This window comes from Aquimarina longa SW024 (assembly GCF_001401755.1).
Classification (GTDB): domain Bacteria; phylum Bacteroidota; class Bacteroidia; order Flavobacteriales; family Flavobacteriaceae; genus Aquimarina; species Aquimarina longa.
The window spans coordinates 187557-213413 of the sequence record NZ_KQ474102.1; the positions used below are offsets into that span (position 1 = coordinate 187557).

Annotated in this window: 21 protein-coding genes and 1 other RNA gene; 8 read left to right on the forward strand and 14 right to left on the reverse strand. The window is 30.6% G+C overall.

The annotated features are described in order from the left end of the window. Window positions 1-20: 20 nt before the first annotated feature. The 3 genes from N456_RS16920 to N456_RS16930 form a co-directional block, all read right to left on the reverse strand. Complete coding sequence (locus N456_RS16920; protein WP_062059798.1) at window positions 21-599, reverse strand: NAD(P)H-dependent oxidoreductase; 579 nt, start codon at window positions 597-599, stop codon at window positions 21-23. 64 nt (window positions 600-663) lie between these two features. Next, complete coding sequence (locus N456_RS16925) at window positions 664-1227, reverse strand: Crp/Fnr family transcriptional regulator (protein ID WP_062059800.1); 564 nt, start codon at window positions 1225-1227, stop codon at window positions 664-666. 227 nt (window positions 1228-1454) lie between these two features. Then, window positions 1455-4886, reverse strand: a complete 3432-nt coding sequence (locus N456_RS16930; RefSeq protein WP_062059802.1) for a methylmalonyl-CoA mutase family protein — start codon at window positions 4884-4886, stop codon at window positions 1455-1457. Window positions 4887-5167: 281 nt separating this feature from the next. Here N456_RS16930 and purU point away from each other — a divergent pair, with 281 nt between their 5' ends. The 3 genes from purU (at window position 5168) to N456_RS16945 (ending at window position 7301) form a co-directional block, all read left to right on the forward strand. Then, window positions 5168-6022, forward strand: coding sequence for a formyltetrahydrofolate deformylase (purU, locus tag N456_RS16935; RefSeq protein WP_062059804.1), 855 nt, complete (start codon window positions 5168-5170; stop codon window positions 6020-6022). A 255-nt stretch (window positions 6023-6277) separates the two neighbouring features. Continuing rightward, complete coding sequence (locus N456_RS16940) at window positions 6278-6991, forward strand: DUF4197 domain-containing protein (protein ID WP_062059806.1); 714 nt, start codon at window positions 6278-6280, stop codon at window positions 6989-6991. A gap of 124 nt (window positions 6992-7115) precedes the next feature. Further along, on the forward strand, window positions 7116-7301 hold the full coding sequence (locus N456_RS16945) for a Lacal_2735 family protein (protein WP_062059808.1): 186 nt from the start codon (window positions 7116-7118) through the stop codon (window positions 7299-7301). A 97-nt stretch (window positions 7302-7398) separates the two neighbouring features. Here N456_RS16945 and N456_RS16950 read toward each other — a convergent pair whose 3' ends face one another. The 3 genes from N456_RS16950 to N456_RS16960 form a co-directional block, all read right to left on the reverse strand. Beyond that, window positions 7399-8190, reverse strand: coding sequence for an ABC transporter substrate-binding protein (locus tag N456_RS16950; RefSeq protein ID WP_062059810.1), 792 nt, complete (start codon window positions 8188-8190; stop codon window positions 7399-7401). Window positions 8191-8616: 426 nt separating this feature from the next. Beyond that, window positions 8617-9438: an orotidine-5'-phosphate decarboxylase gene (gene pyrF / locus N456_RS16955; RefSeq protein ID WP_062059812.1), complete on the reverse strand. Its 822-nt coding sequence runs from the start codon at window positions 9436-9438 to the stop codon at window positions 8617-8619. Window positions 9439-9466: 28 nt separating this feature from the next. After that, entirely contained in the window at window positions 9467-10672 is a 1206-nt protein-coding gene (locus N456_RS16960; protein WP_062060089.1) for an NAD(P)-dependent oxidoreductase, read from the reverse strand. A 153-nt stretch (window positions 10673-10825) separates the two neighbouring features. Between N456_RS16960 and ssrA the strand changes: the two genes are divergently transcribed. Then, window positions 10826-11225: a transfer-messenger RNA gene (gene ssrA / locus N456_RS16965) on the forward strand. A gap of 74 nt (window positions 11226-11299) precedes the next feature. Here the strand turns inward: ssrA and N456_RS25430 are convergent. From N456_RS25430 to N456_RS16975, 3 genes are all read right to left on the reverse strand, one after another. Further along, complete coding sequence (locus N456_RS25430; RefSeq protein WP_062059814.1) at window positions 11300-11485, reverse strand: NAD(P)H-dependent oxidoreductase; 186 nt, start codon at window positions 11483-11485, stop codon at window positions 11300-11302. 8 nt (window positions 11486-11493) lie between these two features. Then, entirely contained in the window at window positions 11494-11730 is a 237-nt protein-coding gene (locus N456_RS24745; RefSeq protein ID WP_162491425.1) for a hypothetical protein, read from the reverse strand. 126 nt (window positions 11731-11856) lie between these two features. Continuing rightward, window positions 11857-12264 (reverse strand): hypothetical protein, encoded by a 408-nt coding sequence (locus N456_RS16975; protein ID WP_205410281.1) that lies wholly within the window; start codon window positions 12262-12264, stop codon window positions 11857-11859. 338 nt (window positions 12265-12602) lie between these two features. Here N456_RS16975 and N456_RS16980 point away from each other — a divergent pair, with 338 nt between their 5' ends. The 4 genes from N456_RS16980 (at window position 12603) to N456_RS16995 (ending at window position 17996) form a co-directional block, all read left to right on the forward strand. Next, window positions 12603-13109 (forward strand): RNA polymerase sigma factor, encoded by a 507-nt coding sequence (locus tag N456_RS16980; protein WP_062059816.1) that lies wholly within the window; start codon window positions 12603-12605, stop codon window positions 13107-13109. A gap of 166 nt (window positions 13110-13275) precedes the next feature. After that, window positions 13276-14250 carry a FecR family protein gene (locus tag N456_RS16985; protein ID WP_062059818.1) on the forward strand — a complete coding sequence of 325 codons (975 nt, stop codon included), beginning with the start codon at window positions 13276-13278 and terminating at the stop codon, window positions 14248-14250. 154 nt (window positions 14251-14404) lie between these two features. Next, window positions 14405-17056: a TonB-dependent receptor gene (locus N456_RS16990; protein WP_158447919.1), complete on the forward strand. Its 2652-nt coding sequence runs from the start codon at window positions 14405-14407 to the stop codon at window positions 17054-17056. Window positions 17057-17156: 100 nt separating this feature from the next. Further along, a complete protein-coding gene (locus N456_RS16995) occupies window positions 17157-17996 on the forward strand; it encodes a DUF4249 family protein (protein ID WP_082422568.1) in 840 nt (279 codons plus the stop codon). 9 nt (window positions 17997-18005) lie between these two features. Here N456_RS16995 and N456_RS25435 read toward each other — a convergent pair whose 3' ends face one another. From N456_RS25435 to N456_RS17015, 5 genes are all read right to left on the reverse strand, one after another. Beyond that, a complete protein-coding gene (locus tag N456_RS25435; protein ID WP_420834729.1) occupies window positions 18006-18272 on the reverse strand; it encodes a hypothetical protein in 267 nt (88 codons plus the stop codon). 943 nt (window positions 18273-19215) lie between these two features. After that, the gene (locus N456_RS17000) at window positions 19216-22134 is read right to left on the reverse strand and encodes an Ig-like domain-containing protein (RefSeq protein ID WP_062059825.1); all 2919 of its coding nucleotides are present in this window, start codon (window positions 22132-22134) and stop codon (window positions 19216-19218) included. A 550-nt stretch (window positions 22135-22684) separates the two neighbouring features. Continuing rightward, a complete protein-coding gene (locus N456_RS17005; protein WP_062059827.1) occupies window positions 22685-23425 on the reverse strand; it encodes a 4'-phosphopantetheinyl transferase family protein in 741 nt (246 codons plus the stop codon). Between the two features lie 38 nt (window positions 23426-23463). Then, window positions 23464-24189, reverse strand: a complete 726-nt coding sequence (locus N456_RS17010) for a thioesterase II family protein (protein WP_062059828.1) — start codon at window positions 24187-24189, stop codon at window positions 23464-23466. A gap of 486 nt (window positions 24190-24675) precedes the next feature. Next, the gene (locus tag N456_RS17015) at window positions 24676-25200 is read right to left on the reverse strand and encodes a UpxY family transcription antiterminator (RefSeq protein ID WP_062059831.1); all 525 of its coding nucleotides are present in this window, start codon (window positions 25198-25200) and stop codon (window positions 24676-24678) included. Window positions 25201-25857 lie beyond the last annotated feature (657 nt).

Sequence of the window (25857 nt, forward strand, 5' to 3'; positions counted from 1 at the left end):
TAAATAATATTAATCAATTTTTAGTTTAGTTTTAATCCTAATTGTGTTATTTTTTTCAACCAATCTTCTCTGAACTTTAGATCAGATCCATTTATTGGACTGATATAAGTTATTTTTACAGGACTTATTCCACAATACTCCAGTGTTCCTTTTTTAAATTGATGTATTACAGGGCTTTTCATAAATAAATAGTTATACCACTTTGGCGTATCTGATGTTATAATCACTCTAGCTGTTTTTCCTTTTAACAATTTTTCTGGCAACGCTTTTCCTTCGATTGGTTGATATGTTATACCTGGTAAAAAAGTGCGATCTATAAAACCCTTCATAAGTGCAGGAAGCCCAAACCACCATACCGGAAATACCCATACAATATGATCTGCTTTTTTAATTTTTTCTATTGTATCTACTAAATCAGGCTCTAACTCCATTCTCTGAGTATACCCATATTGCAAATTTGGATTAAATTGTAAATCTGCTATGTTTATTTGAGAAATAGCGCATTCTGTAGCATATGCTCCTGCTTTATAAGCTTCTGATAGCGCATAATTAAAACTATTCTTATTAGGATTTCCATTTATTATTAATAATTGTTTCATTCTTTTTTATTGTTTATTGAGTACAAAAAAAGAAACTATTAATACAATCTTATAGGACATTTGTCTAATTCGAAAATGTCTTTCTTATTCGGCTTAAATGTCGCTGTGTAATCCCTAAATAAGATGCTAAATAATGTAATGGAATTTGTTGAACATACTCTGGAGTATTATTTATAAGTTCTTCATATTTTTTTTCAGCTTTTTCTTTTTGCAAAAGAAAAATCCGTTTCTCCAACAAGATATATTGTTGCTCAGCCAATATTTTAAATAGTAACAACCAATTCGTACTTGTACGTACTAATCGATCCATTTCTGATTTAGATATTACAAACAGTTCTATAGCAGTCAAAGCCTGAATATTTTCTTCTGTCGGTTCTTTGGATATGTATGATGAATATGCAGTAATTAGATTACTAGGAAATGTAAAACAATAGGTTACTTCTTCTCCAGAATCTAAATAGTAGAATGAACGAAAAATACCAGTAGATACAAATGCTAATTTATTACTGACATCTCCTTCTTTTATAAAAAAATCTCCTTTATTTAATATCTTATGTCTACCTAGCTTAAGAACCTCTTCAATCTCTTCATCCGTGAGAATATTAAACTCTTTTAAATACTCTTTCATTTCGTTATGATATTCTTCTTTTGGGTATTCACAATTTTGAGCTTAATTATTTTTTAAAAACAGTAATTCTCTTTCATTTTTATTATGAAAAGATTTGAATTAAGATATTTTCACAAAAAGTTCTTAATATAAATAAGGGTGTTTGAATAATCAAAACACCCTTATTATTCTTTTATTTATATTCTTTTTTATGATTTTTAAAAATACAACAGAAATTAAAAAAAGTACTACATATTTCTACGATACTGTCCTCCTACTTCAAACAATGAAGCTGTAATTTGTCCTAAAGAACATTTCTTACAGACATCCATCAAGGCTTCAAAAATATTATGATTATTGATTGCTTTTTGTTGTAGATCTTTTAACAAAGTTGTTGTATCGTCTGCATTGCCTTTATGAAATTCATTAAGCATGGTAATTTGATACTCTTTTTCTTCTTCAGTAGCACGTATAACTTCTCCTGGTGTAACTGTTGGAGATCCTTTAGAGCTTAAAAATGTATTTACTCCTATAATTGGAAACTCTCCATTATGTTTTAATGTTTCATAATACAAGCTTTCTTCTTGTATTTTACTACGTTGATACATTGTTTCCATAGCACCTAACACTCCTCCTCTTTCGGTGATCCTATCAAATTCTAGTAATACTGCCTCTTCTACTAGATCTGTAAGTTCTTCTATAATAAATGATCCCTGAATTGGGTTTTCATTTTTAGCCAACCCTAATTCTTTATTAATAATTAGTTGTATTGCCATTGCCCTACGTACAGACTCCTCTGTGGGAGTAGTTATTGCCTCATCATACGCATTGGTATGCAATGAGTTACAGTTATCATAGATTGCATATAATGCCTGTAATGTTGTACGGATATCATTAAAATCTATCTCTTGGGCATGTAGTGAACGCCCAGAGGTCTGAATATGATATTTTAACATCTGAGCTCTTGGGTTAGCACCATATTTTCCTTTTAAAGCTTTTGCCCATATCTTACGGGCTACACGTCCAATAACAGCATATTCGGGATCAATTCCATTGGAGAAAAAGAACGATAAGTTTGGACCAAATTTATTGATATCCATTCCACGACTTAAATAATACTCTACGTAGGTAAATCCATTAGATAATGTTAATGCTAATTGAGTAATAGGATTTGCTCCTGCTTCTGCGATATGGTATCCTGAAATCGATACTGAATAGAAGTTCCGCACTTGTGTATCAATAAAATATTCTTGTACATCTCCCATCAATCTCAGTGCAAACTCTGTAGAGAATATACAGGTATTCTGGGCTTGATCTTCTTTAAGAATATCTGCTTGTATTGTTCCTCTTACTGTAGTTAACGTTTTTACTTTTATATCTTCATAAACAGCTGCTGGTAGTACTTGATCTCCTGTTACCCCTAGAAGTAATAATCCTAATCCATCATTACCTTCAGGAAGTTCTCCTTGATATTCTGGGCGTTTTACTCCTTTTGCCTCATATATCGCTTTAATCTTAGTCTCTACCTCAGACTCTAAGTTATTTTCTTTAATATATTTTTCACAATTTTGATCGATTGCGGCATTCATAAAAAATGCTAGTAACATTGGCGCAGGACCATTAATAGTCATACTTACTGAAGTCATCGCATGGGTTAAATCAAATCCTGAGTATAATTTCTTTGCATCATCTAAGCAACAAATAGATACTCCCGCATTACCTATTTTACCATAGATATCTGGTCTTGGATCTGGATCACTACCATAGAGTGTCACAGAATCAAAAGCTGTAGAAAGTCGCTTAGCTGGCATTCCTAAACTTACGTAATGAAAACGGCGATTGGTTCGTTCTGGTCCTCCTTCTCCTGCAAACATACGCGTTGGGTCTTCTCCTGTACGTTTAAAAGGGTATAATCCTGATGCATAAGGAAACTCTCCTGGTACATTTTCTTGTAATGACCATTGTAAGATATCACCCCAAGCTTTATATTTTGGTAGTGCTACTTTAGGGATTTGAGTATGTGATAGAGATTCTGTATGAGTTTCTATTTTAATTTCTTTATCTCTTACTTTAAATGAATAAATAGGATCTTTATACTTTTTAACTTTAGCATCCCAACTTGTAATAATTTCCCAATTATAAGGATCGAGATTAAGTTTTACTCTATCAAATTCTGCCAAAAGTAGTTTTAAAAATGCTGTATTCTCTTCTGATTGAGCATTTTTAAAACTTTCTTCTTCAATACCACTTTTTGATAAAGCTACCGTAGTTTCTGCTACGCTACAGATTGTTTTGTAAATCCCATATAGTTTTTGAGCTACTTCAACTTGTATACTTGTGGTTTTATCATATGCCCTGTTATTCTCAGAGATTTCTGATAAATATCGAGTTCTATTTGGTGGAATAACAAATATCTTTTCAGACATTTCTTTAGAAATATGAAAGCCTGATTCTAATGATGCTTCGGTTTTTTCTACAATTTTATCCATGATTGCCTTATACAAGGTATTCATACCTGGATCATTAAATTGTGATGCAATGGTGCCATACACTGGTAACTCATCTTGTGGAATATCCCATAAGTTATGATTACGCATGTATTGTTTTTTTACATCACGTAATGCATCCAGAGAGCCTCTTTTATCAAATTTATTGATTGCTACCAAATCTGCAAAATCGAGCATATCAATTTTTTCTAATTGCGTTGCCGCACCAAATTCTGGTGTCATTACATATAGAGAAGTATCACTATGCTCCAAAATTTCGGTATCAGATTGTCCTATTCCTGAGGTTTCAAGAATAATCAGATCAAACTCTGCTGCTTTGAGCACTTCTATTGCTTCTGATACATACTTAGAAAGTGCTAAATTAGATTGACGTGTGGCTAGAGAACGCATGTATACTCTTGGAGAATTTATTGCATTCATTCGTATTCGATCTCCTAGTAAAGCTCCTCCTGTCTTACGTTTAGAAGGATCTACAGAAATTAATCCAATAGTCTTTTTAGGAAAATCAATCAGAAATCGCCGTACTAATTCATCTACTAATGAAGATTTACCCGCTCCTCCTGTACCTGTGATTCCTAATACTGGAGTTTTGGACGTTTTGTTTTTTGTATGTATCTGATCTAAAGCATCTTTAGCAACTTCTGGAAAATTTTCTGCTGCAGAGATGATACGGGCAATAGCTCCTATTTGTTTTTCTTCTAAATGATTTACCTCTCCATTAAGGCTATCTCCAATAGGAAAATCTGCTCTTTTTACTAAGTCATTAATCATCCCTTGTAACCCTAACGCTCTACCATCATCAGGGGAATAAATACGAGTAACTCCATAATCCATCAACTCTTTAATCTCTTCTGGAAGGATTACTCCTCCTCCTCCTCCAAATATTTTTATATGGGTTGCTTTTTTTTCTTTAAGCAAATCATACATATATTTAAAATATTCAGTGTGACCTCCTTGGTAAGAAGTCATCGCAATAGCATTAGCATCTTCTTGTATAGCACAGTTTACAACCTCTTCTACACTACGATCATGCCCTAAATGAATAACTTCGACTCCGGTAGATTGTATAATACGACGCATAATATTGATTGCTGCATCATGACCGTCAAACAATGAAGCTGCTGTGACGATTCTTACTTTATTCTTGGGTGTATACGGTGCTGTTTGTTCCATTGATAATAAAAAGTAGTTTTAATGTTGCTAATTTACGAAATATGCATCAAAAAGGATTATTTTTTTAGAATTATCTAATTTATTTAATCCTTTTGATGTATTCATTATTTATCGTTTAAATTTAATAAGCATATCTCCTTATTTTTTAAACATTCTGCAATACCTCTGCTTACTATTTTTTAAATCCATAAAAGCAAGGGTATCAGATACATCTTAACTGTAAATAATCCGAAAAATTATTTCAATTATACTAAGTTTATATCTTAAAGATACTTTTACAAATGAAAAAAACAACTTTATTAATCAATTGTCCTGATAAAAAAGGAATTATTGCAACTGTTACTAACTTCATTTTATCCAAAAAAGGAAATACTGTTTATATAGAACAGCATGTAGATCGCGAATTGAAAGAATTCTTTATGAGATTAGAATGTGAATTCGATCAGGATGAAGAAAAACTAACTTTATTCAAAGAATCATTTAATACAAATGTTGCAAAAGATTATAATATGCATTGGAAGATGTATAATACCGAAAAAAAACCAAAGATGGCTCTTTTTGTTTCTAAATATGATCATTGTTTGTATGATATTTTAGGAAGACATGCTTCTGGTGAATTAAAGGTAAAGATTCCTATTATTATAAGTAATCATAAGGATCTTAAATCTATTGCGGATGCTTTTAATATTCCGTTTAAGCATATTCCGGTAACAAAAACTACAAAAAAAGAAGCTGAGACACAACAACTAGAGCTTCTAAAGGAACATAAAATTGATTTTATCGTTTTGGCAAGATATATGCAAATTTTATCTCCTAATTTTGTTGATCAATTCCCTCATAAGATTATTAATATTCATCATTCTTTTTTACCAGCATTCCCTGGAGCAAAACCTTATCATTCTGCCTATAAAAGAGGAGTAAAAATTATAGGTGCAACAAGCCACTATGTAACTTCGGATCTGGATGAAGGTCCTATTATTGAGCAAGAAATCGTTCGTGTATCACATATTCATAATGTACGGGATTTTATCCTTAAAGGTCGTGACCTTGAAAAAATTGTATTATCTCGGGCTATTAAACATCATATCGAAAGAAAAGTATTGGTATATAACAATAAGACTGTAATTTTTTCGTAAAAAATGAATATATTCTATGTAGTATATGTAAACATCATAAGTTAGTTTTCTGCAATGATTTATAAAAAATCCTTTTGATGAATCATTTTTATATCAAAAAATTAAAATAGATCCTATTAAAGATCTAATTTTGCTATTATATGCTCTAATTAATAGTTTATAAAATTAAATAATGATTTACTATATATTCTAGTTGGCATTAAGTTTGATAACCACAAATCATAATATTTTAACCTCATATCTAACATGAAATTAATGAAACATTTTTTTATAGTACTTGCGCTATTTTTAGTATCTAGTTGTGCAGAACTTCAACAAGTAGTAAATAGTCTTCCACAAACAACAGGAGGAGGTTTTGGTATAAGTAATATTGATATCGCCAATGGATTGCGAGAAGCACTAGATAATGGAATTGATAAACAAGTGACCAAACTTACTCAAAGAGATGGTTTTTATAGAAATCAACTTGTTAAAATTTTATTGCCTCAAGAATTGCAAAAAGTTGACAAAACTCTAAGAGACATTGGATTGAGCAAGCTTGCTGATGAAGGTCTAAAAGTAATTAATCGTGCCGCAGAAGATGCTGTAAAAGAAGCAACTCCAATATTTGTAAATACTGTAAGACAAATCACATTTACTGATGCTAAGCAAATTCTTCTAGGTAATAATAACGCTGCTACTCAATTCTTAAAAAACAAAACTCGTAGTCAATTATATCAAAAATTTTCTCCGGTAATTAGCAAATCATTTGCTAAAGTAGGAGCTGATAAAATCTGGTCTAATATTATCTCTAAATATAATGCTATCCCACTTACTAAAAATGTTAATCCTGATTTAACAGACTATGTAACTAACGAAGCTCTTAAAGGAGTTTACACTATGATTGCTGTAGAAGAAGAAGCCATTAGAACTAAATTAAGCTCTAGAACCACTGATCTATTAAGAAGAGTATTTGCTTTACAAGATTGATTACCAATCCAATAATAGTTTATTATGTTATTTTTATCACAACTTTAGGTTATCTTAACTGACTATTAAGAAATCTCTTTTTCTTTATCAAGTATCTTTGTACTGCTATTGAAATTAGAAGAAAATGTTTACGTGGTTAAAAAACAAAACTGAATTACAGAGATTACAGTATAATTACTGTAAACTTATGAAAAGTTCTTATAAATTAGCACTTACTAATAAGCAAAAAAGCGATCAGCTTCATGAAAGAGCTAATCAAATCATGCTTCAAATAAAAGAAATTGAAGGTCAAGGTCAGAGTGCTAGTTAATACTTTATTTTACAATATATACTCTTTGATAAGTATACTATAAATTTAGATCTTATTTATCAAAGAGTATAAAGAGTATTACAATATGTAAATTGCTTTACAATGTTTCTTGAAGTTTTTTAAAATATGAAAATGCTTCTACTAACCGGGATCCGTACCATGAAAAATATTCTCCATCAACAAGAATAACTTTTGTAGTAGGATTATCATTATTTATTAGACGAATATGCTTTTCAGAAAATGGATATGGTTCTGAAGATAGTAATATCATATCTAAATCTTTAATTGCCCTTAATTCTTTTTCTGAAATTACAGGATATCGCTCTCTATCATCAAAAACATTGAGAAAACCATTTATTTTTAACATATAGTCTACAAAAGTATTTCTACCTACGGCCATATAAGGGTCTTTCCATATAAAATATGCCACACGCTTTTGAGGTCTCTTACAAATATAATTTTCAAAAGATTTTCGTTGTATTAGTATTTCAGATATCAGTATGCTTGCTTCTGTCTTTTTATCAAAGATATCTCCGTATTGCTCAATCATTTCTATAACATCTGATATAGAAAAAATATCTGATACATGAACAGGATATTCTTTTTCCAACTGTTCTACGATCTCTTTAGTATTTTCTTCTTTATTACAAAGAATGATATCTGGATTTATTTCTTTGATTTTGTCATACTTGATGCTCTTAGTTCCACCTACGTTTATTTTTTGACTTTTTATAGTCTTGGGGTGCACACAAAACTTGGTTACTCCAACAATATGATCTTCTAACCCTAATGATACTAATAATTCTGTTTGAGAGGGAACTAAAGATACAATACGTTTTGGAGAATCTAATATTACAATCTCCCTTCCTAGTTGATCAAAACACTTCATATATCTAATTAAATTACTGTAACCCCGCCTTCAAAATACTCATAAACACTTAATTAATAGCTATTTAATTAGGAATTCTGATATAATTTCCCTAAATTGTACATTATGAATTAAAATCTTGGGGCTATGGATTCAGTGTTACTTAACGTTGTCATTTATGGTATAATGGCATTTTTTATTATTTTTATTGCATACGGACTTTATGGATATGCAAGACAAGTGTTTAACGCCAATAGACATTAATATTTCTATTGTATTAAAGAAGGAACAAAGGTACTATTACATTTGTTCCTTTTTTAATATTAAATAATAGTACTTAAAAAAGTCTTTAATCTATATCATAATAAATTCTAAAAATATACTCCCAAAAAGAAATATCTTGGTTTCTAAGCATATGTATAAAATTCATAATTCTTGAATAAGAGATTAATTATTATTTTTTAAAATTTCTTCCATCTGTGTTTGTAACTCTAATGCTTTATCGAGTGCTGCACTAGCATAATCTACATCACTAGAAGCATATATAATTCCTCTAGAGGAATTTATTAATAATCCGACCTGATCATTCATCCCATATGTACATACATCCTGTAAATTACCTCCCTGTGCTCCAACGCCAGGAACTAATAGAAAACTATCTGGTATAATTTTTCTTATATCTGATAAGTATTCTGCTTTAGTAGCTCCAACTACATACATCAAGTTTTCTGAATTCTTATAAGATTTAGATACTTCTAATACTTTTTTATATAATTCTTTTTCTTCTAAGTTTTTTGTCTGGAAATCAAATGCACCTTGATTAGAAGTTAATGCAAGTAATATTGTATGCTTATCAGTAAACTCTAAAAATGGTTCTACAGAATCTTTACCCATGTAAGGAGCTACAGTAACCGAATCAAACTCTAGATCTTCTAAAAAGGCTTTAGCATACATTCTACTCGTATTTCCTATATCCCCTCGCTTAGCATCGGCGATTGTAAAAACATCTGGATAATTGGTATTTAAATACCGAATAGTTTTTTCTAAAGATTTCCATCCTTTGATCCCATAAGCTTCATAAAAAGCTGTATTAGGCTTATATGCCACTGCTAAACGATGTGTGGCATCAATGATTGCTTTATTAAACTCAAAAATAGGGTCTTCTTTATCTAGTAAATGTTTGGGGATTCTATTTAAATCTACGTCTAATCCAATACAAAGAAATGATTTTTTCTTGTGTATTTGTTTAACAAGTTCTTGAGTTGTCATATCCTATATTAACCTAGTTTATTAATGATTATTCTTTTCCGTCTACATAACCCTGCAGATAACTATATCGCTCTGTCAATTTTCCTGCTTTAGTCATTCTTGCTCTTTCTAAAATTCCATCTTTATCATCATTAAAAAACGCAGGAATTACATGGTCTAAAAACATTTCTCCAAACCCTTCACTTGCATCTTTTGGTAATTCGCACGGTAAATTATCAACTGCCATTACCACAATTGCATTAGGGTTTTTAAAATCTATTTCTTTCTCTGTATTTGGGTCGTACCCATATACTGGATCAGCTATCGTGGAAGATCTAATTGTACTCGCAATAGGTCCGTCTATATCACATGAAATATCAGCTACTAGTTTAATCGAAAATTCTTTAGATCTAGCATCTTCTTTTGTAAAAATGAAAGGCGCCCCATCTCCAAAAAAGTGACCTGCAATATACATATCACTTACTTTTGCAAACCTCATAAAGTCACTGTTATACTCATTAGGTTTTTTAAAAAAATCTGTTTTATCTAGTATACAACCATCTTTACGCTTATTATACTCCAAAACATCAATCTGTACATAAACAGGCTCATCAAAAGTATGCTCTAAGTATTCTGGTACAGAAACCTCCTTAATATGCATTGCATCTAAAATCTCTTTTGCTCCTCCTCCCACTTTTCCTTTTCCTGTAAGTACTATCTTCATATTAGGTAACGAAATTTTAGATAGCTCTAATTCCAATTCCTTTTGATCTCTTAATGTTTCTGCTTTGGGCAATTGAAAACCACCATAAGCAAGTCCCCATGCTCTAAAGCCATTATATGCGCCAACAATACCAGCATATTTACCAAAACCAATTAACCTAAATCCATTATTACCTGTAATCACTTCGTGATCATAAAACTCTATATTTTTATCCAGAATTGCATTTAACAATGCTCTATTATAAGGTTGTTTCTTGATCGTATGAGAAAAGAAAAAATATTTTTTATTAGGAATTAAAGCCGAAATAGGAACTTCTTTTACTCCTAATAATACATCACAGGCTGATATATCATCAGAAACTATAAATTCCTCTCTCTCATATTCAGAATCATTAAAAACCCTAATATCAGAGTTTTCTATAACAAAAGAAGCTTTAGGAAACTTAGTTTTTACTGATTTTAGCCCATTTGGCGAAAAAACAACACGACGATCTGGCGGGTTTTTTCGCTCTTTAATGACACCGAATTTAATCATATGAATTGGTATAAATTTTGTGTTAAAAAAACGAGGATAAAGATATAATAATTATGATTATATTTGCACCCCTAAAGTGTTTTTGATCAAATTGAAAACAGATTTTATCTCCAAAAAGAAGATATTAGTCAAATTTAGGAAAATACTATCGGGGTCGACTGGTTTTGACAGCGAGATTAATAAAGTGGTAAGCACGTCGAGCGCTGGGATATAGCTCGTAAATATCATATTTCAACTTTTTTAAACGGCGAGAACAACTACGCCCTAGCTGCATAATCTGAATATTAGTAAGATAGTGCCTCGGTTCACAAGGTGAACAAGCAGGATACCTCTCAAGAGCCTTGGTTTATGGCGATTGATAATGAGGTATCGTAAAAATAAACCTAGAAATTATAGGATCTTGATATAATTTCGAAATCTAATCGAGAATAAGCGATAAGTTGGCAGTTTTTGGTCTTTCATATCGACGAAAATTAAACAAGAACTAAGCGTGTAGAAAGCTATTCTATTACTTGTTTGGACGAGGGTTCGAATCCCTCCGACTCCACTGAAGTTAAACAAAATTCGAATAAACACCTGTAAATCAAACGTTTACAGGTGTTTTTTTCACTTTATTTGATATCATTAGATACCACCAGTGGTGATTATAACAACTGCCCTTTTGTTTATCACTAACCCCATAGGATAGCCTTGTTCATTGTATTTGAATGTTTTTCCAGCTCTTGCGATTAAATCAAAATAGGCCTTTAAACTGGCTGGAATACAAAAATTGTACATTGGCGCCCCTATAACCAAAATATCACTGACCATAAGTTCATTCACAAGTTCATCTGATAGTTGTGTCTCTTTTTTTGTTTATCGGTCAGTTCCCCATTATGGAGAATTGCCTCTATGAACTTGTCATTAGGAAATGGTAAATTATCGTAAGCAACATCTCTGTTTATAACCTCTGCATTTGGGTATCTAATCAATAATCTGGAAACAATGGTATTTACTTCTTTACGACTGATGGACTTTTCTTTTGCTCCACTGGAATTAACCTTTAAGATTTTCATTGTATCTAGTTTTATTATTTGATTTCTATTGGCTTGGGTTAAAAATTAAATATTGACTCCGAAAACCAATTTTCGGACTTCAGAGATAACCTAATCGAATGTAAACTATCTAACTACAAACAGTTTTTATTCTGCTTTTTTAAAATCACTATGGAGGCCATCGGCATTGTTATCCAAGATTTTTAAACTATTTGAAGATTGTACCTTCAACACACCACTTACAATAACATTGGACACCTGTACATTTTTAGAATACAAAATAAAACGTTCCATATCTTTTTTGTGGATGGATTTTTTTGTTTTAACTTCGTATGCTCCATTTGAAATCTCCGAACTATTTTCTAGAATCGAATATGTATTGTTCTTGTTCAGTATCAATACCACCGTTTTTTCTGTAGAGGTGGGAGTTTTATCAATGTTATTTCCGACACCACCCTTGGTAGATGTCCAATTCCATTTTCCCAATATATCCGAGTTGCTGGGTAGGCTATCTTCTTTTGTACAAGAAACTAAGGTGAAGATAATTGTTAACATTAAAAACACTTTTTCCATAATCTTGGATATTTTTATTAATTGAATTGCCAATTAAAGATATCATTTGGTATTTTATTATAGGACGTTTTTCAAGTAGTAGTACCCTATAAACTATTACAAATAATAAGTTAAAGACTTGAAAACCTCTGTAAACAAGAGGTTTAGTTGATATTAATAAAATCGTAATTTTAATTATTAGCCTTGGGTTAACTTTTCAACCGAAAAATTTTAATAGATTTACCAACATAAAAAACAAACAAATAAATTCTCTAAAAAAGAAATTAATATATGCTTAGTATGGTTTATTAATTGTCTACAGAGAAGTAGAAAGTTAATAAATGAAATCTATAAGAGCCAAGAAAGAGAAATTCTCAAAATTATTTGACATACACTATAAAAGACTATTTAATTATGCTTTTAAAGTAGTTAGTAATAGAGATATTGCTGAAGGCTTAGTTCAGGAAACATTTATTAAACTTTGGGAAAATATCGGGAATATCAATGATGATGAACGTTCTATAGAATCGTATCTTATTACCGTATTGAAGCATAAAATTATTGATAACCACCGAAAAAAACAAACGCAAGAAAAGCACCTAAATCTTTACAAATTAAATACCGAGTTTACCACAAGCATAGATGGTCAGTGGGAACTAGAAAAAGAAATAGATAACATTTACAATTCACTTCAGCCTAAAACTTCAGAAATATTTAAACTATCACGAGACAAAGGACTTACATATCCAGAGATTGCTTCTTTAAAAAATATATCTATCAAGACGGTTGAGTCTCATATTTCAAAGGCATTACACACTTTTAGAAAAAGATTGAAGGACTATTTGTAATGTAAAATAGGGTACTACTACTTGAAAAACGTCTTATAATAGAACACCTGTTATGGAAGACTCTAATGAGCACCTGTCTGTTGGCAGATAGGTTTGGCAAGCAATGCAATTACCTGTAAAAAAAATTAAATAACTGAACCATAGGTTCTTTATAAAATTAAAACAGATGAAAACCAATATAGTCGACGAAACAGAGGTTTGGGCTTATTTTTCTAATAATTCGGATGAGGCCACTCGCATAAAAGTTGAAAACTGGAAAAACTCAAACGATTTTGATGAGCCGTTTTTCAATTCAATTAAAAAAATTTATGAGGTAACAGAGAAGACCCCATTTAATGAAACTATCGACATTGAGAAAGAGAAAACCAAATTCTTTGCAGCAGTAGCTCCTGTCGATAGAAAAAGTAGTAGTTATAAGCAGTATTTAAAATATGCTGCAGTTATGGTGTTATTTATTTCTATCGCAGGTATCGCTTACCAAAGCATATCTAAAAACATTGTTACTATAGAAACTGGTTATGGAGCAGAAAAACAAATTACCCTTTTAGATGGTTCGGTGGTTTGGCTAAACACTAATAGTAAAATTTCTTACCAAGAAAATGCTCCAAGAACACTTAAATTATTTGGTGAAGCTTTTTTTGAGGTAGCTAAAGATAAAACACATCCTTTTACAGTAGAAACATCAGACAAGGTTATTGTAAAAGCATTAGGTACAAGTTTTAATGTTAAGGCCTATCCTAAGGACATCTATTTAGAAACCACACTTATTACCGGTAAGGTCGAAGTATCCTCAAAAAACTACTTTGAAGAGAAAATTATTATGCTCCCCAAAGATAATATTAAAATTCTTAAGGCGGATGGAATACCAGTAAAGACTATAATTAAAAATAAGAAAACCATTTTGGCTTGGAGAACCGGTAAAATTCGATTTGAAAACACCCCGTTTAAAGACATTGCAACCGATTTAAACAATCAATTAAATATAAAATTAGTTTTTGAAAACGACGCAATTGCCAAATCTAGGTTTACTGCTGTTTTTGATAAATCAACCCCTATAGAAGAAATTTTAGAAGTTCTTAGAACCTCTAAAAACTTTAAGTACAACCTAAACGAACAAACCAATGAGTGGATAATCAAATAAAAAAAGTGGGAAAATTGCCGCTTTCCCACTATAAACTGCTAAAAAATAAATCTTCGAATATCCGTATTAATTAACAATATTCAAATTTATGAAAATAAAACAAATTGCCGTTTCATTAAAACAGAAACATATTTCAAAAAAAAGTATTTTTTTAATGAAATTATCATTTATAATTTATCTAGTCTGTGGCTTTCAACTAATGGCATTTACAAGTTTTTCTCAAAATCAAGTTACCTTAAAAGTGAAAAACACGTCCCTGAAAGAAATTCTGAGCCAGATAGAGTCGCAAACTACGTTTAACTTTATTTACAATAATGATGAAATAAACAGTAACCAAAAATTTAGTATTGATGTGCTAGAAAAAGATATTGCACCTACCTTAGGTGTGCTATTAAAGAATACAGAAATTCAATATAAATTCAGAAAAAATCTGGTTATTCTTTCCAATAAAAAGGCTAGCAATAAAAAATATACCATAAGTGGTACTGTTAAAGATGCTGCTACCGGAGAAACACTTTTTGGAGCAAATGTATTTGTGGTTGGAAAGAACCAAGGGACTATTACTAACGAATATGGGTTTTACTCTTTAACCTTGGCAGAAGGCAATTATACACTTCAAATTTCTTATTTGGGTTATACATCCATAGATGAAACTTTAGACTTAAACAATAATATTAAAAGAAATTTTGAATTACAACCCACATCAAACGCACTTGATGAAGTAGTGATAACCTCAGATATAAAAAACAAAAGCCAGGTACGTAATCTTTTATCGGGTGTAAACACTTTAAAAGTTACAGACATTAAGCAGTTGCCAGCTTTTTTTGGAGAACCCGATATAAACAGGGCAATACTAACACAATCAGGGGTAACCTCGGTAGGTGAAGGTACGGCAGGTTTTAATGTTAGAGGAGGTAACATAGACCAAAACCTAACCTTGCTAGATGAAGCACCGTTATATGTATCATCACATTTATGGGGGCTTTTTTCTGTAGTAAATACAGATGCGATCAAAGATATAACGCTATATAAAGGAGGAATTCCCGCAAGATATGGTGGCAGAGCATCTTCGGTGCTCGACATTCGTCAAAAAGAAGGGAATACTAAAGAATTTAAAGGTGAAGGAGGATTAGGAACATTATTTTCAAGAATAACCTTAGAAGGGCCAATAGTAAAAGAAAAGCTAATTTTTTTGGTCTCAGGACGGAGGTCTTATTTTGATTTGTTTTTCCCATTACTAGGAGGAGACATTAAAAACAGTAAAATGTTTTTTTACGATTTAAACACCAAACTATCTTGGAACATTAACGAAAATAACAAACTATTTGCTTCTGGTTATTTTGGGGCAGATGTTATGAAATTAGATGAAACCGCTAGTGCCAATGAGCCAAATGAACCTGATACCTCTGTAGATTTTAGGTGGAAAAACGCTACAGGCACCATACGTTGGAATCATCTTTTTTCGGATAAATTGTTTATGAACGTATCTGGTATATACAGCAGTTACAAATACAATCTAGTATCGCAAAACGATAATGGAGGAATTATTAATGGGGCAGGTACATTTAAATGGAGTTCCGGAGTAGAAAATTGGATAGTAAAACCTGATTTCACCTATTACACTAATCCAAATACTAAAATGAGATTCGGAACAAATGGTACACTCTACAAATTTAATCCAGCAGAACTTTCGAGTAATGAGGCAGGTTTAAGCCCGAAAAGTTTTAATGTTGATAAGGGTTTAGAAATCGCACCTTATTATGAAATAGAAAAAACTTGGGATAAACTTTCTCTAAATCTAGGACTTCGCTATTCCTGGTTCGGAAACATTGGTGCTAATACGGTTGCTATTTATAATCCTAATTTTCCTTTAACAGTAAGCACAATCATTAATAAGAAAAAATATAAAAAAGATGAAATTATTAAAACCTATTCAGGTTTTGAACCGAGACTTTCTCTAAAATATGATTTGAGTGATCGAAAAGCTCTAAAGATAGGGTATAACAGAACATTTCAATACATTCACTTAATATCAAACACAGCTGCGGCGTTGCCTTTTGATATCTGGAAACCTTCAGGTAAATATATAAAACCTCTTGAAGTCAATCAGATATCTGGTGGCTATACTTATGATACTTCTGGTAGAAAGTACAACATAGTGATAGAAGGATATTATAAGACCTTTAAAAATTTTGTTGAGTATAAAAACGGAGCCGATTTATTTATTAATGAGAATATTGAAACGCAATTGCTCCCTGCAAAAGGATATGCGTATGGCCTAGAGTTTGGGTTTTATAAAAACCTTGGAAAGTTAACAGGTAGTTTTAATTATACCTATTCCGTATCAAAACGAAAAACAACAAGTAAATTTAATGCAGAAAATATAAACAATGGTTCGTATTACCCTTCTAATTATGACAGACCTCATTTATTAAATATTACTACAAACTATAATTTAAGTAAGAAATGGGATATGGGTATTTTCTTTACCTATCAAACAGGAAGACCCAGTACAGTACCTACTGGTAGGTTAGCCTTTGACGGAAATCCTTATTTAACCTATTCCAAAAGAAATGCTTATCGAATTCCAGATACTCACAGAATGGATATTTCATTTACCTATAAACCCACAGGAAATCCAAATACAAAATGGCAGAGTAGTTGGAACTTTGGGCTGTATAATGTCTATGGTAATTCTAATGCCTTTTCTGTGTTTTCAACTTTTCAGAACAATGAGGTAAAAACCTTTAAATTTTCTGTATTGGGTACTCCAATACCATTTATTGCTTACAACTTTAAATTTTAATATGTATGAAAGCTCATAATGAGCATTAGATAACTAATGGTAACCACTCATTAAAATAATTAAATAATTGAACTACAAGTTCTTGAAAAAACTTAAATAGATGAAATTAATATATAAAACAGCAATTTATTTCTCAATTGTAGTACTATTCACAAATTGTGTTAGTGAAATACCCAATGTGTCAAATTTTGAACCTCAAGTTTTTATATCGGGCTTTTTGACTAATGGTACGGAATATGTAAATATAAAAATTCAGCAGACCGTTCCTATTAACGAACAAAACTTGAACCCCATTAATGATGCCCAAATTTCACTTTTTACAAAAGATCCTAATGGAAATGATACGTTAATTACAAATTCTTTTAACGTTACAAAAGGTATGTACAGAAGTTCTGAAATGATAACATCAAGTATTGGCAATACTTATTGGATAGAAATTTTGCTATCAGATGGCACAACATTTGTATCGGATAAAGAAATTTTAAACCCTGCAATAGTCATTAATGACATTGAAATAACACATGAGCTTAACCGGATAATTTTTGCCGACCCAATTGATGATACCAACTTTTACCTAATCAATTTCCTTTTTTATAATGATGGCTCGTTAGATTTAAAAATAAATGAACTTACAAACGATGTTCTTTTTAATGGAAATGACAATGCTACTTTTGATTCTACAGAATTTCTTGTTGCCAATCCGCAAGAAGTACGTGTAAGCATTTCAAACCTTAATTTTAATTCTTATCAGTTCTATCTAAATCAATTTTTACAGTTCGAAAATCAAATAACCAATGCCGGAAGTGAAGATGACCCTGGACAGCTGTTCTTACCACCACCTGCAAATTTAACAGGTAATATTATGAATACAACCAATAATACTAGAGCGTTGGGTTTTTTTAGTGTGCAAAGTACCACTCAATTTATTAAGAATTTTTAAGACATAACGCTAAAAATAGAAGAGTAATGAGTAATTATAAAAATAAGGAGACTGTCTAAAAAAATTTAGGCAATCTTTTTGGACTTGCAAGGTTAATTTCTGATCTTCTAAAACCCTATTACAAGAACCATTACTATACCATCTATAATAACTACTCCTACTAACTTTTAGCACTTTACATATTTTCTCAATGGAATACATATTATTTATATGAAACCATGAATTGATAGATTTCTCATCGCTCTTGGAGAAAATGGGAACGACTTTTTTTAAGATCTCCGGTTCTAATTGGGCCTCTTTAAGAACTTTACATAACTCCTTTACTTCTTAGATATCTATTTAGGAAGAAGGTAATTTAGAAGTCTTTTTAGAAAACCAATTTTCACTATCTAACTTACGCCAACATAAATCCTATCAACTTTAATCCCTAATTCATTGGCTAATTCTTTTATGTTTTTTCGCTTATAGCTTAACTGAACAGCTTCTGGTTTAAATTCTTTACTGTAAAATCGTTTCTTTATTTTTCTAAGATATTTATTTAAACATAAACTGTCTTAAATATCTGTCCGAATAAAGGTAACAACTCCATTCTGAGCCTGGTGAGAAAAATTACACATCCCAATCATTAGTAAACAATACAAAATCTCTTCTTTGATTTGATGTATTTTTAATAATACATTTAAGCCAAATCATTGCTGTACTAGAATATTCCTTACCTTTTATTCTTGGGTTCAACAAATTTTTAGCATTTGTTTAAACCAACTGTTCGAAGGTTAGTTCTCCAGAAACATCTTCGTAGATAAAAAGTTCTTGATCATTTAGAAATACTTTTTCTGTAATCAAATTTTCATCTATTTTAAATACCTGCGAAAATGCAGGTAATGTAGAAATACATAAAAAAGTGATCGTAAATAAAAATAGAAATCTATTTTTATTGTTGTAAATCGAGCATTTTCAAATTCTGTAAACTGGTATTTGGTCAAAAACATCCGTTAATTTCAATTTATATCTTAAAGAAAGTGAAAAATATAATACTCTTCTCTATTTTAAGAATCTTTAGAAATGCTCTGAATTTTATTACTCCCCGATAAATATTTTATAATCAAAAGAATATAAAAATTAAACTTCTCTCACTTTAATCTTACTTTTTAAAACATAAAAGCCTATCACTGTAATCAGTAATAGGCTTTTTATGTTTTAATCTAATCGATTGTTATACTTAATTTTTTATTACTTTTTGTGTTCGAGTTTTACCGTTTATTTCTAATTTCACAAAATACATTCCTTTAGGAAAAGTATTGGTATCCCATTGGTATTGATGCATTCCAGATTCTAAATTTTTATCAATCAACACTTTTATTTTATTTCCTATTACGTTATATATTTCTAGAGTAACTGAAGTCTCTTCGTGTAAGCTAAATCTAAAATTAGCAGTAGTCTCTACTGGATTTGGAAATATATTGAATGATGTCTTTTCATTTTTTATAGATTTCTGTACTGAAAACTGATTAGTTTTTATAGAGCACTCCCCTAATAATGTCCATGATCTACCACTCCCTGTAGGACCATTATCTACCTCTGGGTTAGATCGAGTCCACCAGTTTGCTCTATATTTTTTAGTATTAAGTTGTACTTCATCTCCTTTTGTATATGTAGCCCCTGATGACCACATCGGTATTCCTGTACATCCTCCTCCAGATTCTTCTTTTACTATAACTTCTATAGCAGAAGAGGTTGCATATGCTCCTAGGTTATCAGTTGCTATAGCTGTTAAAGTATGAGTCCCAACAGGTGCATTATCCCATGTAATACTAAATGGCTTAGAAGTATCTGTTCCTAAACTCGTTTCATTAGCAAAAAACTCTACTTTAGCTATTATACCATCAGTATCCATAGCATTTGCAGTAATTACTATAGCTGTTCCTTGATCAAAAGAAGCTCCTGATGATGGAGATGATATATTTACAACTGGTACCTCATTATAGGTATCCGTAATATTAATTAGTACAGTACTAGATGTTCCTGTAGCCCCTTCGTTATCTGTAGCTATTGCTGTAATATTGTACGTGCCTGTCGTGGTAGGGTTCCACGTTATATTATATGGAGTAGTTGTATCAATACCTACACTTGCTCCATCAATAAAAAATTCTACTTTAGCAATACTTCCATTATCTGATGCACTAGCACTTATATTAATACCATTTCCTAATAGAAAATTATCATTATTAGAAGGTTCTGTAATAGTAACTACTGGCGGTGGATTCCCTCCATTTAGCGCATCTAGATATGCTCTGTGTTCATTAGAAAACTCAAAATTATTAAAGGCATCCCAGTTAATAGACCACGTCATCAATCCTCTAAGGTTTGGATAGCTTTGGGAGAGTGTATAGTTTCCTCCATATGAAGTTCCTTTAATTAAATAATCTAACGCTTTATGAACTTCTGCAGGTGGAACAAAACCTCCTCCTGCATTAATATTTGCTGGAAGACCAATTAGAACTTGATCCTGTCTAAGAGGTGGAAAAAATTTAGAAGGGTCTTTAGTGATAGGAAACCCTTTTAGAAGCATATCAGCCATAGATACATAAAAATCAGCATTACCCATAGCATAAAATTTATCATCTAAGGCTGTAATAGATCCTGAGTTATAATATTGGACTTGTAAGAATGTAAGTTTATCTCGTAATGCATGGATTACAGGTAGGTATGCTCCTGCCCTTCTATCAGCACCAGAAGAAATTCCTCCATAAAAACTATATCCTAATTGTACAAAGAAAGTCTCTGGAGCCATTGTTAAAATAAACGTATCTCCAAAGTGATCATATATCGTGTTAATCGCACTAATTAGATTAACAATACGAGGAGTAGTTGGATTACGAAAATCATCATCTCCTAAATTAAGTGCTAGCGATTGTCCTTCAAAATCAATATCCATACCATCAAATCCATATTCTTCAATAATTGAAATCATAGAAGTGACAAACTCATCTCTTTCTGCTATTGTATTCAATTGTACTGTTCCATTTGCTCCTCCAATCGAGATCACTACTTCTTGTCCACGACTTTGTAATGTTTCTACACCTGTTCTAAAATCTGCATCAGAGATATTGGCTGCATCGGGTGTAAAATCTATAAGTGACGTACTCCCAGAAACTGGTTCTGCAAAAGATATATTCACTACATCAAATTTAGAAGACACATTTTCTGGTCGTATAAAACCAGATCCATTCTCAAAATTATGCCAATATCCTACAATGACACGATTAGGCAGTTTTCCATCAGATCCTCCACCAGCTTTTACTCGAATAGGAATCACAGTAGAATTGGTTCTCGCTCCAACATTATTAGTAGCAACAGCCGTTAATACATAATCATCTGGCGTAGCATCTACCCAAGTAAATGAATATGGCGCAGTGGTATCTTCTCCTAGTTTTGTGGCACCCTGAAAAAATTCTACCAAAGTAATAGTACCAGCTGCATCATAAGCTGATGCTGTTATAGTGATATCATCGCCTACTATAAAACTTGTATTATGTATTGGAGAGTTAATACTCACAGATAGAGGAGGTGGTCCTTCAGGATTCACTGTTATTGAAATAGCTGTAGTGGTGGTCGTTAATCCGTTATCGTCTATTGCTACAACAGTAATCATATGATTTCCAATAACAATATCGTTCCAGTTTATACTATAGGGGGGTGAAGTGTCAACTCCAATACTTGTTGTTCCTTCAAAGAATTCTACTTTTACAATTTCTCCATCAATATCAGAAGCATTTGCTGTAATAGTTACAGTATTACCTTCATCAAAAATACTTTTATCCAAAGGTGATGTAATCGCTACTATTGGAGACTGATTCTGTCCGTCACAAGGACCAAGTAATGTCCATGGATTACCAGTACTCCCCACAGGACCACTATTAGTTTCTGGGTTATCTTGTGTCCACCAATTTGCAATATATTTATTACCGTTAAATTGTACTTCATTACCTCCATTATATGTATTGGTAGATGACCATTCTTGAATATTAACACAATCATTTTGAACCGCATCATACTCCTCTTCAATTAAGATGATACTTGGAATATTATCTATCTTACTAAATCTGTTTACATGGATATTGGCATAACTGTTATACATATGGAGTATAAGCAGGAAAAAGAGCAGTATTAAAAATTTAAATGAGTTTTTGAACAAATAACAATAATTATTTTTCATGATTAAAAAGTTTAGTTTGTGTTATAGTAAAAAATATAGTTGACGCATTGATGTGTAGTTCATTAGTAAGAAATTAAAATATCCTTACTATCACTATGAATTTTCATTACATACTACTCTCTACTCTATTCAAAAACTCTATTAATGAGTTGTTTATGAAAAAACTACAAAACTAAACTTAATTAATTAATGTTAATTCCTTACTGTTTTTTAGCTAAATAAGCTAAAACTATAGACAAACAACATTATAAATAAGGAACTTTTATTATAATGAAAAACTTTATTTTTTAAAATTTAGAATTTGGTAAAATTTAATTTATTGAAGAATCTTAATTAATAAAAAAACTAGATAAAGATTTATCATTAATCGGTGTAATTTCTTAGGAAGAAGAATTTATGTTCTTTAATTTTAGAAGAAAAATATATGGGGAATAAAATTTATCTGAGCTAAAAAAACTGTCTTTACAACAATTTAAGTAACAATTTTTATTTGTTCTCTAAGGGTATGCCAAAACTCACTTAAATCAGTAAAACTATTCTTTGGTAGTACTATAGAACAAATGTACTCTTCTATATGGCATGAAATAGCTTTATATTGGCTAAAGTTCTTAAAACTACTTATATAAGTAGTTCCTATTTTTTCTAAGGTTTCGATTTCTAAAACTTTAAAATCTATCATCAATCCTGTCTTTAGTATTTTTGATAAACCTTCTTTAACAGTCCACATAAGAGTACTTCCCATAGCTGTTGTTAAAGAGTACGAATCTAATTTACTTATCTCTTTATCACATAGATAACTTTTTATAACGTCTATTTTATCTTCACTTATCTTCTCTATATCTATTCCTAACGGGTGTTCTTCAGGAAAAGCAAGAGCGACTCCATAACTATCACAATGACTTATGCTAACCTGTATATTTTGTTCTTTTATGTTTTTAACAACCGGAAATTGAAATACTCCATTTTGTATTAGTATGGAGTGAGCAGTCTGTTGTGTAATCAATATTTCTGATATTGCTCCTTTTGCAGTAATTTTTCCTAGTAGATAACTTGTTTTTCTCTTATCATACCTTAATGTATTGTAATAAGCATACTCATTAGGGTGCAACATAGATATCTCTTTTTCAAGATAGGATAATTCTTTATTAATTACACAAAATCCTCCTTTAAAACAACTTTTTTCTCTTTTAAAAAAAATTATGCCTTTATTCATTGATTATAAATCTAATAAAATAATAGAGCTTGCTCTCTTTAGTTTAATTGATGTACTACTGATTCGCATGCATTACTAATTTTTTGAGCAATAGCTTTTGGATGTTTCAATATAAAAAAATGATCCCCATCCAAAAACTGTATTGTTTGTGGAAATAATGTTTCTTCATTCCATTTCTTTATTCTTTCTAAAGAAACTTTTCCTTTTCCCTCTCCTATTTCTTCTTTACCCATACAAACAAATATAGGTATAGGAAATGGTTCATTCATATCATCGTATACATAATTTTCAATAGCACAAAAATCTGCTTTTAGAATTGGATAATATAATTCTAAAAGATCTTTATGTTCTAAAATCTCTTTGGGAAGTCCTCCCATTTCATTTACTTCTTCCCAAAATAGTTTTTTTGAGAATGTTGAAATTTTCTTTTTTGTAATAACACTTGGCGCTCCTCGACCTGTAAAAAACAAACATACTGGTAAATGCATATCTTTACGAATCAGAGTTTTGATTAACTCATATCCTAATAAGGTTCCCATACTATGACCATAAATAAGATAAGGTTCATTTTTTATATGTTGCTGGACTTGGTTAAAAATATCTTCAACCATAATCGAAACTTCATCAAGTAACTTTTCTTTAAATCTGGCTCCTCTACCTGGAAGCTCTACAGTAATCCACTCAAAATCTTTTGGCAAACATTTAGAAATTTCTTTAAAACTATATTTATTACCTCCTGCAAAAGGTATTGCTATGATTTTCATTTTAATTTATTTTTTATTCATTCTAAAAATACCTCATTAGGTACTATTTAATTATTTAACATTAATCACTTCGCTGCTAATGAGTTATAAACCATTTAAATATATAGTTGCTGTTTAAGATTACAATATAGATGAACTATAAAAGAAATTATGATTCATTTTAATCTTTGGGATCTCCCTAAATCAATATTATAAATATATTAAAGTAGTTTATACTATTAATAACTAAATCCCAACTTTAATAAATTAGGGTTCTATATTAATTGTAACACTTTTTTTACACATAAAAATGTATTAGTAAACTATATAAATAAAAATAGCTACATAATATATCTTATTGTAAGCTAAAAACGAAACTCCATAAGTTTACTATTACTAATAAAAATATATTCATTAATTTTATTCGTATACAACTACAATTCATTCTTAATTCTGATAGTTAAAAAGAAATATAATGTATGCTTTTAAACTATCAGAATTAAGAATTTAAGCTAGCACTAATTCTACAAGATCTGATGAAGGTACTGTTGCTACAATACTTTGTCTAATAGAATCAATACGTACTACTATTTTATCTTCATTTTCTATTTTAACAATCTCACAATCCATACCATCTAATACTCCTTGTTTTATTTTTTTGAACTCACCTACCTTTGGTACCATTCCCAAATTCTCTACTTTCATATCGACATTCATTTTCATAAGATGTCTAATAGAATTTATTTCGTGCTCCTGAACTTTAGCGAACTCTGATCCAAAACGGATAAAAGAACAAGGAGTCCTTACAGACAAAACTCTATCTACATCTTTTTTCAAATTGATTTTTACAAAAATATAAGAAGGAAATAGCGGCATTTCAACTTCTTTTTTACGATCACTCCATTTCCGAATTGTTTTTACAAGTGGTAAAAATGTTTCTATTCGGTTTTCTCTCAATAAAGCATCTATCTTTTTCTCATGACGAGATTGTACATATAGTACATACCACTTATTAGGACTACTAACACTCATTATAATTACATTAAGAATAAAAATTATTTAATTAAGGGTAAAGCTTCGCCATATGACTCACAATTTTTCTCTAAAAAATAGATTTTTTGTGAATCAATACTATTGGAAAATAATTTTAAAAAAACGACTAATTATATAAAAATATTTTTTCTAATTAACTAGTCTTTATAACAAAAAAAACAGTGGGGTAAAATAATACTTAAGCTATTATAAATTGCATGATCATGTTTTCTAAAAAAGCTCATTCAAATGTACAAATCTTAATCAACAAGGTTGTTACGGTTAACCCGTATTTTTTTAAAACAAAACTTTAAAAAACAGCTAAATAACTTAAAAACAATTACTTAAGGCTAAAAAAAACATTACTTAAAGTGTAAATTAACATTTAAATAACTTTTTTTTAATAGAGAAAAAGTTGAAAAAAAACCATTAAGATGCGCTCTTTTTTTGTTGTAAATTTATGTATATTTTAATTCTAAACGCAACCTCCATATTTTCTTTATTAACTACACAATAAATCCACTAATCTTTTAATATATCCATAAATAATAAATATCATATTTAGTTTTATATGCACGTTATAATTTTTTAATTATGATATGGATTTGATTCCTATAGGCTAAGATTATAAAATAGGAAGTAAGACTGAAAAAACAA

Coding starts and splice junctions, on each gene's coding strand:
- N456_RS16920 (WP_062059798.1), bottom strand. CDS start 599: ATGAAACAATTATTAATAATAAATGGAAATCCTAATAAGAATAGTTTT.
- N456_RS16925 (WP_062059800.1), bottom strand. CDS start 1,227: ATGAAAGAGTATTTAAAAGAGTTTAATATTCTCACGGATGAAGAGATT.
- N456_RS16930 (WP_062059802.1), bottom strand. CDS start 4,886: ATGGAACAAACAGCACCGTATACACCCAAGAATAAAGTAAGAATCGTC.
- purU (WP_062059804.1), top strand. CDS start 5,168: ATGAAAAAAACAACTTTATTAATCAATTGTCCTGATAAAAAAGGAATT.
- N456_RS16940 (WP_062059806.1), top strand. CDS start 6,278: ATGAAACATTTTTTTATAGTACTTGCGCTATTTTTAGTATCTAGTTGT.
- N456_RS16945 (WP_062059808.1), top strand. CDS start 7,116: ATGTTTACGTGGTTAAAAAACAAAACTGAATTACAGAGATTACAGTAT.
- N456_RS16950 (WP_062059810.1), bottom strand. CDS start 8,190: ATGAAGTGTTTTGATCAACTAGGAAGGGAGATTGTAATATTAGATTCT.
- pyrF (WP_062059812.1), bottom strand. CDS start 9,438: ATGACAACTCAAGAACTTGTTAAACAAATACACAAGAAAAAATCATTT.
- N456_RS25430 (WP_062059814.1), bottom strand. CDS start 11,485: ATGGTCAGTGATATTTTGGTTATAGGGGCGCCAATGTACAATTTTTGT.
- N456_RS24745 (WP_162491425.1), bottom strand. CDS start 11,730: ATGAAAATCTTAAAGGTTAATTCCAGTGGAGCAAAAGAAAAGTCCATC.
- N456_RS16975 (WP_205410281.1), bottom strand. CDS start 12,264: ATGTTAACAATTATCTTCACCTTAGTTTCTTGTACAAAAGAAGATAGC.
- N456_RS16980 (WP_062059816.1), top strand. CDS start 12,603: ATGAAATCTATAAGAGCCAAGAAAGAGAAATTCTCAAAATTATTTGAC.
- N456_RS16985 (WP_062059818.1), top strand. CDS start 13,276: ATGAAAACCAATATAGTCGACGAAACAGAGGTTTGGGCTTATTTTTCT.
- N456_RS16990 (WP_158447919.1), top strand. CDS start 14,405: ATGAAATTATCATTTATAATTTATCTAGTCTGTGGCTTTCAACTAATG.
- N456_RS16995 (WP_082422568.1), top strand. CDS start 17,157: ATGAAATTAATATATAAAACAGCAATTTATTTCTCAATTGTAGTACTA.
- N456_RS17000 (WP_062059825.1), bottom strand. CDS start 22,134: ATGTATAACAGTTATGCCAATATCCATGTAAACAGATTTAGTAAGATA.
- N456_RS17005 (WP_062059827.1), bottom strand. CDS start 23,425: ATGAATAAAGGCATAATTTTTTTTAAAAGAGAAAAAAGTTGTTTTAAA.
- N456_RS17010 (WP_062059828.1), bottom strand. CDS start 24,189: ATGAAAATCATAGCAATACCTTTTGCAGGAGGTAATAAATATAGTTTT.
- N456_RS17015 (WP_062059831.1), bottom strand. CDS start 25,200: ATGAGTGTTAGTAGTCCTAATAAGTGGTATGTACTATATGTACAATCT.